Raw genomic sequence first — 12,927 nt, forward strand, 5'->3', positions numbered from 1 at the left:
GCCAGCCATTGGCTTACGGTTTGCACGTCGCGATCTTGGCGGGGAAGTCAGTGCCCGTAGCCCTCACCCGGACGGACCTTGCCGCGGAACACCCAGTAGGACCAGGCGGTATAGCCGAGAATGATGGGCAACAGGAACAGCATGCCCAGCAGGAGAAAGAGCTGGCTGCCCGGATCGGAGGCGGCGTCCCAGAACGTGTGCTCCGGCGGAACGGCGTAGGGCCACATGGAAGCCAGCAGACCGAAGTAGAACAGGGCAAAAAGGATCATCGAACCAATGAAGGGCGCAGCGTCCGAGCGCTGCCGGAGCTTGTGCAGGGTCCAGGCGGCCATGGCGACGGTCAATGCGGGGAATGCCCATAACAGCGAAACCTGGTCGAACCAGCGCGCCCGCACGTGTTCGCTCGCCAGTGGTGTCCAGATGCTGACCAGGAGGAAGAAGCCCATCACCACGGCCAGCAGCGTTGGCGCGATGCGGTAGGCCCAGTCGCGGGTTTCGCCCTGGGTCTTGAGAATGGCCCAGGTCGCGCCCAGCAGGGCATAGCCGGCGACTACCCCGATTCCGGTCATGACCGTAAACGGGGTCAGCCAGTCGAAGGCGCCGCCGACATAGGAAAAACCTTCAACCTCGAAGCCCTGGATATAGGCCCCGACCACCGCGCCCTGGGCGAAGGCGGCGACGGTCGAGCCGATCGAAAAGGAGCGATCCCACCAGTGCCGGTTGCTGCCGGACTTGAAACGGAACTCGAAGGCAATGCCGCGAAAGATCAGGCCGGCCAGCAACAGGAATACGCCGATGTAGAGCGCCGGCAGGAACACCCCGTAGATCATCGGAAAGGCAGCCAGCAGTCCGGTGCCGCCGAGAACCAGCCAGGTCTCGTTGCCATCCCAAACCGGGGCGACAGAATTCATCAGGTCGTCGCGCGCCGAGTCGTCGGGCGCGAAGGGGAAGAGAATGCCGACACCGAGGTCGAAGCCGTCCATGAGGACGTACATGAACACGCTGATACCGATGATGACGATCCAGATCAGGGTCAGGTCGAACATTTCCATGGTGTCAGCTCCTCTCTTGTGCCGGGCGCTCGTCCGAGGTCCCGCCCACGGCCGACCAGGGTCGCTTGGCATGGGCCGAGCGGTTCTCGTGCTCACCCGGCCCGGGTTCCGGGCCGGCCAGGATCACCCGGCGCAGGTAGGTGAGTCCGGCGGCGAAGACGATCGTATAGACGGTGATGTAGCCGATCAGGGTCGCCAGCACCATCCAGCCGCTCAACGAAGGCGTGATGCCCTCGCTGGTGCGCATGAGACCGTGGATGATCCAGGGTTGACGGCCGACCTCGGTCACGAACCAGCCAGCCAGAACAGCCATGAAGGGGAGGGGGATCATCCAGGAGATGACCCTGAGCAGGCGCGGCGAGTGCTCCAGCCTCCCGCGCAGGAGTTGCATGGCGCCAAGTAGCGAGACGCCGATGAAGATCATACCCAGGCCGACCATGACCCGGAAGCTCCAGAAGACGATGCCCACCGGGGGTCGATCTTCGGCTGGCACCGACTTGAGGCCCAGGACCTCGCCGTCGAGACTGTGGGTCAGGATCAGGCTGCCCAGGTAGGGAATGGCAACCTCAAGGTGGTTCTCCTCGGCCGATGAATCGGGAATGGCGAAAAGAATCAGCGGCGCGCCCTGTTGGGTTTCCCAGTGGCCTTCCATGGCGGCAACCTTCACGGGCTGGTTTTCCAGGGTATTGAGTCCATGCAGGTCGCCGACCAGAAGTTGCAGGGGAGTAATCACGGCCAGCATCGGCAGGCTCATCTTCAACGCCGTCATGGCGGTACTACGGTGGCGATTCCGAAGCAGGTACCAGGCGCTGACGCCGGCGACCACGAAACCGCCGGTAATGAACGAAGCCAGACCCATATGGGCGAACCGGTAAGGGAGAGAGGCGTTGAAAATGGCCTCACCCCAGGAAGTGATCTTTACGGTGCCGTCGACGAGTTCGACGCCAGCCGGCGTTTGCATCCAGCTGTTGGCCGCCAGGATCCAGAAACTCGAGATGAAGGTGCCGATCGCAACCATGCAGGCCGCGAATAGGTGGACTCCCGGTGGCACCTTGTTGCGGCCAAAGAGCAGCACTCCGAGGAAGGTGGCTTCCAGGAAAAAAGCGGTGACGACCTCGTAACTGAGTACCGGGCCGATGAAATTTGCGGCCTGGTAGGAGAAGGTGCTCCAGTTGGTGCCGAACTGGAACGACATGACGATCCCCGAGACCACGCCCATGCCGAACACCAGGGCGAACACCCTTGTCCAGAATATTGATAGGCGCAGGTAGTCCGGGTGACCGGTGCGGTAGTGAAGGCTTTCGAGAACCGCGATGTAGGTGGCCAGACCGATCGTGAAAACCGGAAAGATGGCGTGGAAGGACACCACGAAGGCGAACTGGATTCTCGACAGCAGCAGGGGGTCAAGTTCCATGATCGTTCGCTCCTCGTTAAGGGTGCCTGCGCATTATAAATAGCTAATGTAGCGAGGGGGGTGGCGTGCCGGCGTCGGTCGGCGTCGCCAGGCTGGATTGATCACCTTCATCGGATCGTGACCACGATGTGGCGGCTGTGGGGCCGGTAGCGGTGCTCCCAAAGGAAAATGCCCTGCCAGGTACCGAGGGCCAGCCGGCCGGCCGTGACCGGGATGGTCAGGTCCGAGTGCGTCAGCGCCAGGCGCACGTGCGCGGCCATGTCGTCGGCCCCTTCAGCATCGTGCCGAAAGCGCGGGTCGCCGTCGGGCACCAGGTCGGCGAAGAAGGTTTCCAGGTCGCGCTGCACGTCCGGGTCGGCGTTCTCGTTGATCAGAAGCGAGGCCGAAGTGTGCTTTAGGAAGACATGGCACAGGCCGGTTTCGATGCCGCTGGCGACGACTTCTCGGGCGATCTGCTCAGTGATGTCGAGGGTGTCGCGCCCGGCCGTTTCGATCGTCAGTTCGGTCTGGTGCATCCGTTTCAGTGTGCCGTCAGTTCGGCCAGAAGTTCAGCCTGGTGGGTTTCTATCAGCGGGTCGACGATCGCGTCGATCTCCCCGTCGATGATTTTGTCCAGATCATACAAGGTCAGGTTGATTCGGTGGTCCGTGACCCGGCCCTGCGGAAAGTTGTAGGTGCGGATACGTTCGGAGCGGTCGCCCGAGCCCACCTGGAGCTTGCGCTCGGCCGCGCGCTCGTCCTTTTGCTGCCGTACCTGAGCTTCCAGCAGCCGGGCGCTGAGCAGGCTCATGGCGCGGGCTCGGTTTTTGTGCTGCGAGCGCTCGTCCTGGCACTCGACCACGATGCCGGTGGGCAGGTGGGTGATACGGATGGCCGAGTCGGTCGTGTTGACGTGCTGACCACCGGCGCCGGACGAGCGATAGGTGTCGACGCGCAGGTCGTTGGCATCCACGTCGACCGCTTCGACATCATCGGCCTCGGGCAGGATCGCCACGGTGCACGCCGAGGTGTGGATGCGGCCCTGGGATTCGGTTTCGGGTACTCGCTGGACGCGGTGTACGCCCGACTCGAATTTCAGCCGTGACCACGCGCCCTTGCCGATGACGCGTGCGATGACTTCCCGATAGCCGCCGGCCTCGTTTTCCTGGGCCGACATGATTTCCACCTTCCAGTTGCGTCGCTCGGCATAGCGGGTGTACATCCGCAACAGGTCGCCGGCGAACAGGCCGGCTTCCTGTCCACCCGTGCCGGCGCGAATCTCGAGAAAGATGTTGCGCTCGTCGTTGGGGTCGCGCGGCAGCAACAGCTTCTGCAGCCGTTCCTCCAGCGTTTCGGTTTCGGCCTCCAGCGCTTCGAGCTCGTCACGCGCCAGCTGACGCATCTCGCCGTCGCTCCCCTCGAACATTTCACGTGCCTCGCCCGTGGCCGTCTCGTTGTCGCGAAATTTCTGCCAGACCTGGACGACGGGTTCGAGTTCAGCGTACTCGCGCGAGAGCCGCTCGAACTGTTGACGATCGGCGATGATGTCGGGGCTGGAGAGCAGGTGTTCGAGCTCCTCGAATCGCTCGTCGGCTTCGGCCAGGCGTTGCCGCATGCCTTCATTCATGACTGGTCATCCAGGAAGTAGAAGCGGGCAGCGGCCAACAGTTCTTCGTCGCCGCTTTCAGCGGCCTGGCGAAGGCGAATGCTGGGACCGTGCAGCAGGCGGTTGACCAGGCGATGGCTGAATCGTTTCATGACCTCCTCCGGGTCGGCGCCGCGCGACAATTCCTGCCGCGCCTGTGCGAGCAACTCATCGCGTTCGGCCTGGGCGCGCTGGCGCAGCAACTTGAGCGTGCCGGAGGTGGCTTGCAGTCGCAGCCAGCGGTCGAAAGCGGTCACTTCCGCATCAACGATCGTGGCGGCGGCCTGGAGCGCCTCTTCGCGCTGCTGCTGGGCCGACTCGACGATTGCGCGCAAGTCATCGATGGTGTAGAGATACAGGTCCTGCAGGCTGCCGCTGTCGGCCGTGATGTTGCGCGGCACGGACAGGTCGAGTGCGAACATCGGTCGTCGACGCCGGCCGCTCAGTGCGGCCTTGAACATACTGCGATCGATGATCGGCTTCGGGCTGGCGGTGCAGGCGACGACCAGATCGTTTTCTCCGAGCAGTTCAGGCAGGTCGGCCAGGTCGCGGGCCTGGGCTTCGTATTTGCCCGCCAGATCAGAGGCACGCTCCGCGCTTCGATTGACGATCGTCAGGCCGGCCATGCCGCTGCCGTGGAAATGGCGGGCGCAATCCTCGATCATTTCACCGGCACCGATGAGCAGAACCCGGAGCTGGTCCAGGCTGCCGTAGATCTGGCGCGCCAGGCGCAGGGCGGCAAAAGGCAGGGTGACCGGGTCGCGGCCGATTCCGGTCTCGCTGCGAACCCGCTTGGCCGCGGAGAAGGCATGTTGGAACATCCGGTCCAGATATGAGTCGAGGGTGCCGCTGGTCTGGGCGGTCTGCCAGGCTTGCTTGGCCTGGCCGGCCACCTGCGGTTCACCGACGATCATCGAGTCCATGCCGGAAATGACCTTGATCAGGTGATAAGTGCAGGCCGATCCGCCGAGCTGGTAGATGTGCTCATGGAATTCGCCGGGTGCCAGGTTATGCCATTCGTGCAGCCATTCCACTATGCTGCGCGTGATAGGCTGTTCGGCCGACGCGTACACCTCGGTACGATTGCAGGTGCTCAGAATGCTGCAGCCTCCAACGCCGGGAACCGTCGACAGCGATTTCAGCGCATCGGGCAGCGACTCGGCCGTGAACGCCAGCCGTTCCCGAATTGCGATCGGGGCGGTCTGGTGGCTGATTCCCAGGGTGAAAAGCGACATGCAGGACCAGTTGATGGACAAACGTGCAATTTTCCTATCCGCGGCCAACCAGTTCAAGCGCCTTGTCGTGGCGAGCCTGTGCCTGTTAGTTGCGGCCTGTGCGGCGACGGGTCAAGGCGGCGGCCGGGAGGCCGACGCCGAAACCGATGATGCCGACGCGATGTTCCATATTGCCACCGCTGAGCGCCTGGCGGGTGTCGGTGAATACGAGTCGGCCCTGGAAGAATACCTGGCGGCGGCACAGGTTTCCGGGGATCCGGAGGTCGCACGCATGGTTACACGCCTGGCCGGCCGACTGCAGGCCTGGGAGACTGCGGTCACTGCTGCCGAGCGCTGGCTCGAGCTCGAGCCAGCGGCCGAGAGTGCGCATCACGTGCGCGTGGTCGCACTGGTGAATCAGCGCCTGCCGGATCGAGCGCTGGTGGCGCTGCAGGACTGGTTGTCGCAGGATGCCGAACCGGCGCAGGCTCGCTTCTGGCGTCGCGCAGCCATGCTGCTGAGCGCTGCCAATGAACTGGATACGGCGCGCGAGGTGCTCGCCGGGCTGGCTGCCCGACACGGGGACGAGGCGCCGGTGGGTGAAATCGATCATGCCGAAAGCATCATGCTGTGGCCCCTGGATCAGCGCGAGCCGGCGCGAGACAAGGCGCTGGCGGCAGCCCGGGCCAGCCAGGACCCTGAACACCTGGAGTGGGCAGCCCAACTGGCCGTTGACGAGGGCGATCTCGAGCAGGCCCTGTCGTTATACCGGCAGGCCCGGGAGCGGGATCCGGACAGGGCCTCGCTGGCGTTGGCCGAGGCCGAGGTACTCCGCCAGCTCGATCGCGACGAGGAGGCCATCGAGCTGTTGGCTGCACTGCCGGAAGACAGCGAAACCCTCTACACGCTCGGTATCTACCTGGTCCGGGTCGAACGCAGCGAACGCGCCGAAGCTGTCTGGCAGCAACTCGCCGGCTTGCCCGAAGATCGGCAGGCGCCGGATCATGCCTTTCTGGTCGCACAGCTTGCCGAACTGGTCGAGCGGGACGAAGACGCCCTGGCCTGGTATGCCCGAATCGAAGACGGCGAGCAAGCGCGCCGATCGCTGCTGCGCCGAGCGATCATCCATGGTCGGGGCGGGGAAGTTGATGAAGCGCGTGATCTGCTGGAGCGATATCGCGAAGATGCCAGCGACGATGAGCTCCACGATGCCTGGCTGATCGAGGCGGATATCCTGCGCAGCGGAGGTCAGCCCGAAGCGGCCGTCGAGCTGCTTGCCGCACCCCTGTCGGATAATCCGGGCAGCATCGATCTGCTCTATGCCCGCGCCCTGAGCGCCGCGCTGGCCGAGAATATCGACCTGGCGGAGCAGGACCTTCGTCGCATCATCCAGATGGACGGCGACAATGCAATGGCCTTGAATGCCCTGGGTTATACGCTCACCGACCAGACCGATCGGCACCAGGAAGCCTATCGACTGATTCGCCGCGCGCTCGAACTTGATCCGGAGGATCCGGCCACGCTCGATTCGATGGGCTGGGTGCTCTACCGGCTGGGCCGGGCCGAAGAGGCTGTCGATTACCTCGAGCGCGCCCTCGAGGGCGACGAGAACCCCGAGATCATGGCGCACCTGATCGAAGTGCTCGATCACATCGGCCGCTCCGAAGAGGCCGCCGACCTGGCCGAGCGCGCGCTGGCCGACCATGCCGATGACCCGTATCTTCGGGCGACGCTGGAGCGGCTGGGATACGAGCAGTGATTGCCATCGGCGAATTTCGGCCGCTGATCATCATTGGTGCCTGTTTACTGATGGCGGCCTGTGCCACCCCGCGGGATCCGCGTCCCGCCGGGGCCTGGCTGGAGGAACGGGAAGCCTTCTTCGCGGACCACCCAGAGTGGTCGATTGACGGTCGCGTCAGCCTTTCGGACGGAGAGCGCGGTGGCTCGCTGTCGTTTTCCTGGCAAGCCACCGGCGAGCAACATCGGATTCACCTGCGCACGGGCGCCGGGGGCCGGCAATGGCGGCTGCATTTCTCACCGACCGGCGCCGAGCTCGAAGGCAGCGAAGTCGGCCGGATCGTTGGCGAAGATCCTGATCCGCTGGTCGAGGAAGCGATTGGCTGGCCCATACCGGTGCGCGCCCTGGCCTGGTGGATTCGCGGTCTTCAGCCCCCGGCGAGCGGGCAGTTGGCTTTTGCCGATGACGGCACCCTGGAGCGCGCCAGCGATGGCGTGTGGCTGCTCGAGTACGGGCGCTGGAAGCAGATAGACGAAAGACTGTTCCCGGTGCGCCTGCAGGCCGTGTCCGAACCGTATCGCGTCCGAATCGTCATTCGTGACTGGCAGTTCGGGGTCGAAGGTCAATGAAAAATCGTTATAATGCCGCCAGCGCGACTGGCCGGCAGCGTCGGTCGATCCAGATTCATGGTTTCGCCTTGCAGGGACGTCGCCAAGCTGGTTAAGGCACGGGGTTTTGATCCCCGCATTCGCAGGTTCGAGTCCTGCCGTCCCTGCCATTTTTCGCAATTCCAGCACAAAGGATGTTCGCTTGAGTCATCCCTCGTTGATGGTATTTACCGGGAACGCTAACCCGGAACTTGCCCAGGCCATCGCCGAAAACCTGGGTGTCCCGATGGGCCGTGCCAACGTCGGTCGCTTCAGCGACGGCGAGGCGATGGTCGAGATCATGGAAAACGTCAGGGGTCGCGACGTCTACGTGATTCAGCCGACCTGCCAGCCCGCAGCCGAGAACTTCATGGAACTGCTGGTCATGATCGATGCGCTCAAGCGCGCATCAGCCTGGCGCGTGACCTCGATCATCCCGTATTTCGGCTATGCCCGGCAGGACCGACGCCCGCGCTCTGCACGTGTGCCGATCACGGCCAAGGTCGCAGCGCGAATGATCTCCGTCGCTGGAACCGATCGTGTCGTTACGGTGGACCTGCACGCCGACCAGATTCAGGGTTTCTTCGACGTGCCTGTCGACAACGTCTATGCCTCGCCGTTGACCCTGGCCGACATCTGGAAGCACTACACCTCCGACGAAATCATCGTCGTCTCGCCCGACGTCGGCGGCGTGGTGCGCGCACGCGCCATCGCCAAGCGCCTCGACTGTGAACTGGCCATCATCGACAAGCGCCGCCCGCGCGCCAACGAGGCGACCGTGATGAACCTGATCGGCGATGTAAAGGGCAAGATCTGCGTGTTGGTCGACGACATGATCGACACGGCCGGGACGCTTTGTTCGGCCGCCGGTGCCCTGAAGGAAAAGGGCGCAAGGCGGGTCGTGGCCTACTGCGTTCATCCGGTTCTTTCCGGTCCCGCGATCGACAATATCAGCAATTCGCGCATCGACGAGATCGTGGTGACGGACACCATTCCGCTCAGCATTGAAGCGCGCGGTTGCGCCCAGATTCGCCAGCTTTCCGTGGCCCAGATGCTGGCCGAGACGATTCGCCGGATGGCCGAGGGTGAGTCGGTCAGTTCTCTGTATGTCGACTGATTGCTGCGGGAGATATTGAAACCGCAGATTTCGCAGATGACCGCAGATTTTTGAAAGAGCTTTCTGGGCGTACGGATTTAACCGCACTACTTGAGCAAACACGCTAGCAGAGCGTGCTTTAACTGTTGATCTTTCTGGTTTTTAATCTGCGTTCATCTGCGCAATCTGCGGTTCCAAATGCTCACGTGTAGCCAATTTGCACCGCGACCACCATCGCCACCGCGGCAGCCGCCAACAGCTTGAGTATCAGCGGAAAGACGAAGCGGAACCAGCGATCGTAGGGAATGCCGGCCAGGCCGAGAATACCCATCAGGACCGGGTTGGTCGGCACGATCATGTTCATGAAGCCGTCACCGAACTGGTAGGCCAGTACCGAGACCTGCCGGGTAATGCCCACCAGGTCGCCGATCGGCGCCATCAGGGGCATGGTCAGATAGGCCTGTCCGCTGCCCGAAGAGACGAAAATATTCATCACGCTCTGGATGCCCAGCATGCCCACGGCGGAGATTTCCGCCGGCAGGCCAATCAGGGGTGAGGCCATCGCGTGGACGATTGTATGCAGAACCTGACCGTCTTCGAGGATCAGGGCGATCGACTTGGCGAAGCCGATCAGGATGGCCGTCCCGGCCAGCTCCGAAGCACCCAGGGAGAAGGTCTTGGCCAGGTCGTCAAAGGACATGCGGTCGATCAGGGCCACAGCAACGGCCAGGGCAATGAACATGGCACCCAGTTCCACCAGGTACCAGCCGTGGCCGACGATACCGTAGACGAGCACGGCGAGCGCCAGCGCAGTCGCGGCCAGAACGGCCTTGCGCCGACCGGTCATGGCCGGCAGTTCCGTTTGTTCCGGCGGCTGAGCTGATTCGATGCCGTAGACCAGGCTGGCTTCCGGATCGCGCTGTACCTTGCGCGCGTAGGCCCAGACGTGGTGGATGCCGATTGCCAGGAAGGGCCAGAAAATGATGGCCCGATACGCAATGCCGGAGCCCGGTTGCAATTCGGCAATGTCCTGGGCAATGAACAGGGTAAATGGGTTGAGGATGGCGGCGCCGTAGCCCACGCAATAGCCCACGACCATGATGCCGATGGCTGCCACGGTGTCCATGCGCATGGCCACGCACAGTGAAATCAGAATGGCTGCCAGAGGAATGTATTCCTCGGCCATGCCGAGCGTGGCCGAAGCCGCCGCGAACAGAAATACACCAAGAGAAATCAGCCAGAACGCGCTGTTGCCGAAGCGCCGGATGACAGAGCCCATGAAGGCATCGATGGCACCGGTCTGCCGAATCACGGCGAGTGAACCACCGATCAGTAGCACGAAGAAAATGATGCCCTGCACGTCGGCCATGGCCCGCGGCACGGCCGTGAACAAATGCCAGGGTGCCAGGGTATCGGCGTCCTCGATCAGGCTGAACGTGCCCGGCTGGACCACCTCGCGGCCGCTTTCGTTGGTCACGGTCTCGAAACTGCCGGCCGGCAGGACCCAGGTCAGTACCAGTGCGACGATCATCATGATGAACATCAGCACCAGGGTGTGCGGCATGCGCAGAGTTCTGGACATCGGATTCTTTCTCCCCGGGAAACCGCGTCATTCTGTCAGAAAGCCGGCGGCCTGTCAGGTTGCCGGTTGTGCGCTGCGCCCGGGTATCAGAAAGCTGATTCGTCCAATGCCATCAGGGTGTCGCCACCGGCTTCGATCTGGGCCGCCAGACCCAAAGTTTCGGGCAGGACTCTGGCCATGAAGAATCGCGCCGTGTCGAGCTTGGTCCGGTAGAAGGATTCCCGCTCCGTGCCGCCCTCGATGGCCCGCTGCGCAATTCTGGCCTGTTTGGTCCACGACCAGGCCATGGCGGTCAGCGCGAATAACTTCAGGTAGTCGACCGAAGCGGCGCCGGCCTCCAGCGGATTGCCAGCCATGTTCCGGTAGACCCGGGCGGTCGTGTTCCTGAGCCGCTCGGTGGCCTCGGCCAGAGGTTGCGCGAACTCATTCATTGCCTCGTCGTCGGCGCACTCGGCCAGCAAGCGCTCTACCTCGGTGAAAAATGACTTGACCGTCTCCCCGTTGGCGGCAGTGAGCTTGCGGCCGACCAGGTCGAGGGCCTGGATGCCGTTGGTGCCCTCGTAGATCTTCGCGATGCGGGCATCGCGGAGGAACTGCTCGACGCCGGTGTCGACGATGTAACCGGCTCCGCCGTGGACCTGCATGGCCAGGCTGGTGACTTCGAAGCCCATGTCGGTAAACCAGGCCTTGACGATGGGCGTCATCAGGGCAACCCAGTGTCCGGCCCGCTCACGTGCTTCGGCATCCGGATGGCGCAGTTCGATCTCGAGCTGGAGCGCGGTGAACACGGCCAGCGCCCGGGAGCCTTCGATGCAGGCCTTCGAGATCATCAGCATGCGCCGAACGTCGGGATGCACGATGATGGGGTCGGCGGGTTTGTCGGGAAACTTTGGCCCGTCGAGGCTGCGGCCCTGCAAGCGTTCCCGGGCGAAGCTTACGGCGTTCTGGTAGGCCACGGAAGCCAGGCCCAGGCCCTGGATGCCGGTACCCAGGCGGGCACCGTTCATCATCGTGAACATCAGGGCCAGGCCCTTCTGTTCCTCGCCGATCAGGTATCCGACGGCCTTGTCGTAGACCATCTCACAGGTGGCCGAGCCCCGAATGCCCATCTTGTGGTCGAGACCGGCGCAGTTGACTGCGTTGCGTTCACCGAGCTGGCCATTTTCGTCGACCAGGAATTTGGGCACGATAAACAGGCTCAGGCCACGTGTCCCCTCGGGAGCACCGGGAGTGCGGGCCAGCACCAGATGGACGATGTTTTCCGCCAGGTCGTGCTCGCCGGCCGAGATCCAGATCTTGGTGCCGGAGATGTGGTAGCTGCCGTCGTCGAGTCGTTCAGCGCGGGTGCGCACCAGTCCCAGATCGGTGCCGCAGTGGGATTCGGTCAGGTTCATGGTGCCGGTCCATTCTCCGGCGATCATTTTCGGCAGCCAGGTGCGCTTCTGTTCCTCGCTGCCGTGGGCGTGGATCAGTTCCCAGGCGCCGTGGGCCAGGGCCGGGTACATGCCCCAGGAGGTGTTGGCCGCGGTAATCATTTCCGACAGGGCAATGCCCAGGAAATGCGGCATGCCCTGACCGCCGAACTCCGGCGAGGACGTCAGGCCGGGCCAGCCGTTTTCCCGGAAAGTCCGGTAGGCCTGGCGAAATCCATCGGGGGTAATAACGGCGCCGTTCTCCAGGCGGCAGCCGGCCGCATCGCCGGGGGCGTTGAGCGGCTGCAGTACCGATTCGCAGAAGCGCGCGCCTTCGTTGAGTACGGCGTCGATGATCTCTCCGTCGATCTCCTTGAGTGAGGGAAGATCACTGCAAGCTTCCAGGTCGAGGAACTCGTGGATCAGGAAGCGGAAGTCTTCGACGGGTCCGGTGTAGCTCGGCATTCGCGCGGCTCCTTGAATAAACTGAGGTTAGACCATACGGCATCGTATGGTAACAGACTAGCACAAGTCTGTCGCCGGAGGAATTGACCTGAGGCCGGGTAGTGCGCAGACTGATACAAGCAATGGGTGCTGGCCTTACGGAGTTCCGCCATGACTGAAAACAAGCTTGCGAAAAGACTGGAAAAACTGGAATTCTTCGGCGACCTGGAAGCGGAGCATCGCGAATGGCTGGCCGAACACGCCACTGAACGACAGTTCGAGGACGGCCAGCTTCTGGCACGTCACGGTGACAAGGCCGATCGTTTCTTCCTGGTCGTGGAAGGTGAACTGGTTGTCGAGGTGCCCGCCCTGACCGGGCCTTCGCTGGAAGTCACCCGTCTTGGCGAGGGCAAGATCTTCGGCTGGTCCTGGCTGATCAAGCCCTACCGCTGGCATTTCAATGCAAGATCAGCGGGAGCGACCCGGGTCCTGGAATTCGACGGTCTGGCGATTCTCGAGCGCGCCGAGGCCGAACCTGCATTCGGTTATGCCCTGCTGAGGCGATTTTCCGCGCTGATGGGTCTGCGCCTGGAAGCGGCTCAGCGCAAGATGATGGACCAGTGGGCGCCTGCCGGGCTGCCCTGAGCGCACCGGCATCCCACAGAACAGGCCACCAGAGCGGAGGGAGGGGCGACGGGCATCGT

General features: G+C 63.2%; 11 protein-coding genes and 1 tRNA gene. 5 read left to right on the plus strand and 7 right to left on the minus strand.

What is annotated here, in order from left to right:
- Positions 1 to 47: 47 nt before the first annotated feature.
- The 5 genes from cydB to hemA all read right to left on the minus strand — a co-directional run bounded on the left by cydB (position 48) and on the right by hemA (position 5,346).
- Positions 48 to 1,046: a cytochrome d ubiquinol oxidase subunit II gene (gene cydB / locus G4Y73_RS06195; protein WP_240451225.1), complete on the minus strand. Its 999-nt coding sequence runs from the start codon at positions 1,044 to 1,046 to the stop codon at positions 48 to 50.
- Positions 1,047 to 1,056: 10 nt separating this feature from the next.
- Positions 1,057 to 2,466, minus strand: coding sequence for a cytochrome ubiquinol oxidase subunit I (locus tag G4Y73_RS06200; RefSeq protein ID WP_164230507.1), 1,410 nt, complete (start codon positions 2,464 to 2,466; stop codon positions 1,057 to 1,059).
- A gap of 107 nt (positions 2,467 to 2,573) precedes the next feature.
- Entirely contained in the window at positions 2,574 to 2,981 is a 408-nt protein-coding gene (locus tag G4Y73_RS06205; RefSeq protein WP_164230509.1) for a secondary thiamine-phosphate synthase enzyme YjbQ, read from the minus strand.
- A 5-nt stretch (positions 2,982 to 2,986) separates the two neighbouring features.
- Positions 2,987 to 4,072, minus strand: coding sequence for a peptide chain release factor 1 (gene prfA, locus G4Y73_RS06210; RefSeq protein WP_164230511.1), 1,086 nt, complete (start codon positions 4,070 to 4,072; stop codon positions 2,987 to 2,989).
- Positions 4,069 to 5,346, minus strand: coding sequence for a glutamyl-tRNA reductase (gene hemA, locus G4Y73_RS06215; RefSeq protein WP_164230513.1), 1,278 nt, complete (start codon positions 5,344 to 5,346; stop codon positions 4,069 to 4,071). Before hemA ends, prfA begins: the two co-directional genes overlap by 4 nt.
- Here hemA and G4Y73_RS06220 point away from each other — a divergent pair.
- From G4Y73_RS06220 to G4Y73_RS06235, 4 genes are all read left to right on the plus strand, one after another.
- The gene (locus G4Y73_RS06220) at positions 5,339 to 7,063 is read left to right on the plus strand and encodes a tetratricopeptide repeat protein (RefSeq protein WP_164230515.1); all 1,725 of its coding nucleotides are present in this window, start codon (positions 5,339 to 5,341) and stop codon (positions 7,061 to 7,063) included. The two genes, hemA and G4Y73_RS06220, sit on opposite strands and share 8 nt — an antisense overlap.
- Entirely contained in the window at positions 7,060 to 7,671 is a 612-nt protein-coding gene (gene lolB / locus G4Y73_RS06225) for a lipoprotein insertase outer membrane protein LolB (RefSeq protein WP_164230517.1), read from the plus strand. Before G4Y73_RS06220 ends, lolB begins: the two co-directional genes overlap by 4 nt.
- A 72-nt stretch (positions 7,672 to 7,743) precedes the next feature.
- Positions 7,744 to 7,820, plus strand: a tRNA-Gln gene (locus G4Y73_RS06230).
- A 50-nt stretch (positions 7,821 to 7,870) separates the two neighbouring features.
- The gene (locus G4Y73_RS06235) at positions 7,871 to 8,806 is read left to right on the plus strand and encodes a ribose-phosphate diphosphokinase (RefSeq protein WP_164231228.1); all 936 of its coding nucleotides are present in this window, start codon (positions 7,871 to 7,873) and stop codon (positions 8,804 to 8,806) included.
- A gap of 181 nt (positions 8,807 to 8,987) precedes the next feature.
- Here the strand turns inward: G4Y73_RS06235 and G4Y73_RS06240 are convergent, their stop codons facing one another.
- Positions 8,988 to 10,367: an AbgT family transporter gene (locus tag G4Y73_RS06240; protein WP_164230519.1), complete on the minus strand. Its 1,380-nt coding sequence runs from the start codon at positions 10,365 to 10,367 to the stop codon at positions 8,988 to 8,990.
- 86 nt (positions 10,368 to 10,453) lie between these two features.
- Positions 10,454 to 12,244: an acyl-CoA dehydrogenase C-terminal domain-containing protein gene (locus tag G4Y73_RS06245; RefSeq protein WP_164230521.1), complete on the minus strand. Its 1,791-nt coding sequence runs from the start codon at positions 12,242 to 12,244 to the stop codon at positions 10,454 to 10,456.
- A gap of 150 nt (positions 12,245 to 12,394) precedes the next feature.
- Between G4Y73_RS06245 and G4Y73_RS06250 the strand changes: the two genes are divergently transcribed.
- Complete coding sequence (locus G4Y73_RS06250; RefSeq protein WP_164230523.1) at positions 12,395 to 12,868, plus strand: cyclic nucleotide-binding domain-containing protein; 474 nt, start codon at positions 12,395 to 12,397, stop codon at positions 12,866 to 12,868.
- Positions 12,869 to 12,927 lie beyond the last annotated feature (59 nt).

Source organism: Wenzhouxiangella sp. XN201 (assembly GCF_011008905.1).
Taxonomy (GTDB): domain Bacteria; phylum Pseudomonadota; class Gammaproteobacteria; order Xanthomonadales; family Wenzhouxiangellaceae; genus Wenzhouxiangella.

Coding starts and splice junctions, on each gene's coding strand:
- cydB (WP_240451225.1), bottom strand. CDS start 1,046: ATGTTCGACCTGACCCTGATCTGGATCGTCATCATCGGTATCAGCGTG.
- G4Y73_RS06200 (WP_164230507.1), bottom strand. CDS start 2,466: ATGGAACTTGACCCCCTGCTGCTGTCGAGAATCCAGTTCGCCTTCGTG.
- G4Y73_RS06205 (WP_164230509.1), bottom strand. CDS start 2,981: ATGCACCAGACCGAACTGACGATCGAAACGGCCGGGCGCGACACCCTC.
- prfA (WP_164230511.1), bottom strand. CDS start 4,072: ATGAATGAAGGCATGCGGCAACGCCTGGCCGAAGCCGACGAGCGATTC.
- G4Y73_RS06220 (WP_164230515.1), top strand. CDS start 5,339: ATGGACAAACGTGCAATTTTCCTATCCGCGGCCAACCAGTTCAAGCGC.
- G4Y73_RS06235 (WP_164231228.1), top strand. CDS start 7,871: ATGGTATTTACCGGGAACGCTAACCCGGAACTTGCCCAGGCCATCGCC.
- G4Y73_RS06240 (WP_164230519.1), bottom strand. CDS start 10,367: ATGTCCAGAACTCTGCGCATGCCGCACACCCTGGTGCTGATGTTCATC.
- G4Y73_RS06245 (WP_164230521.1), bottom strand. CDS start 12,244: ATGCCGAGCTACACCGGACCCGTCGAAGACTTCCGCTTCCTGATCCAC.
- G4Y73_RS06250 (WP_164230523.1), top strand. CDS start 12,395: ATGACTGAAAACAAGCTTGCGAAAAGACTGGAAAAACTGGAATTCTTC.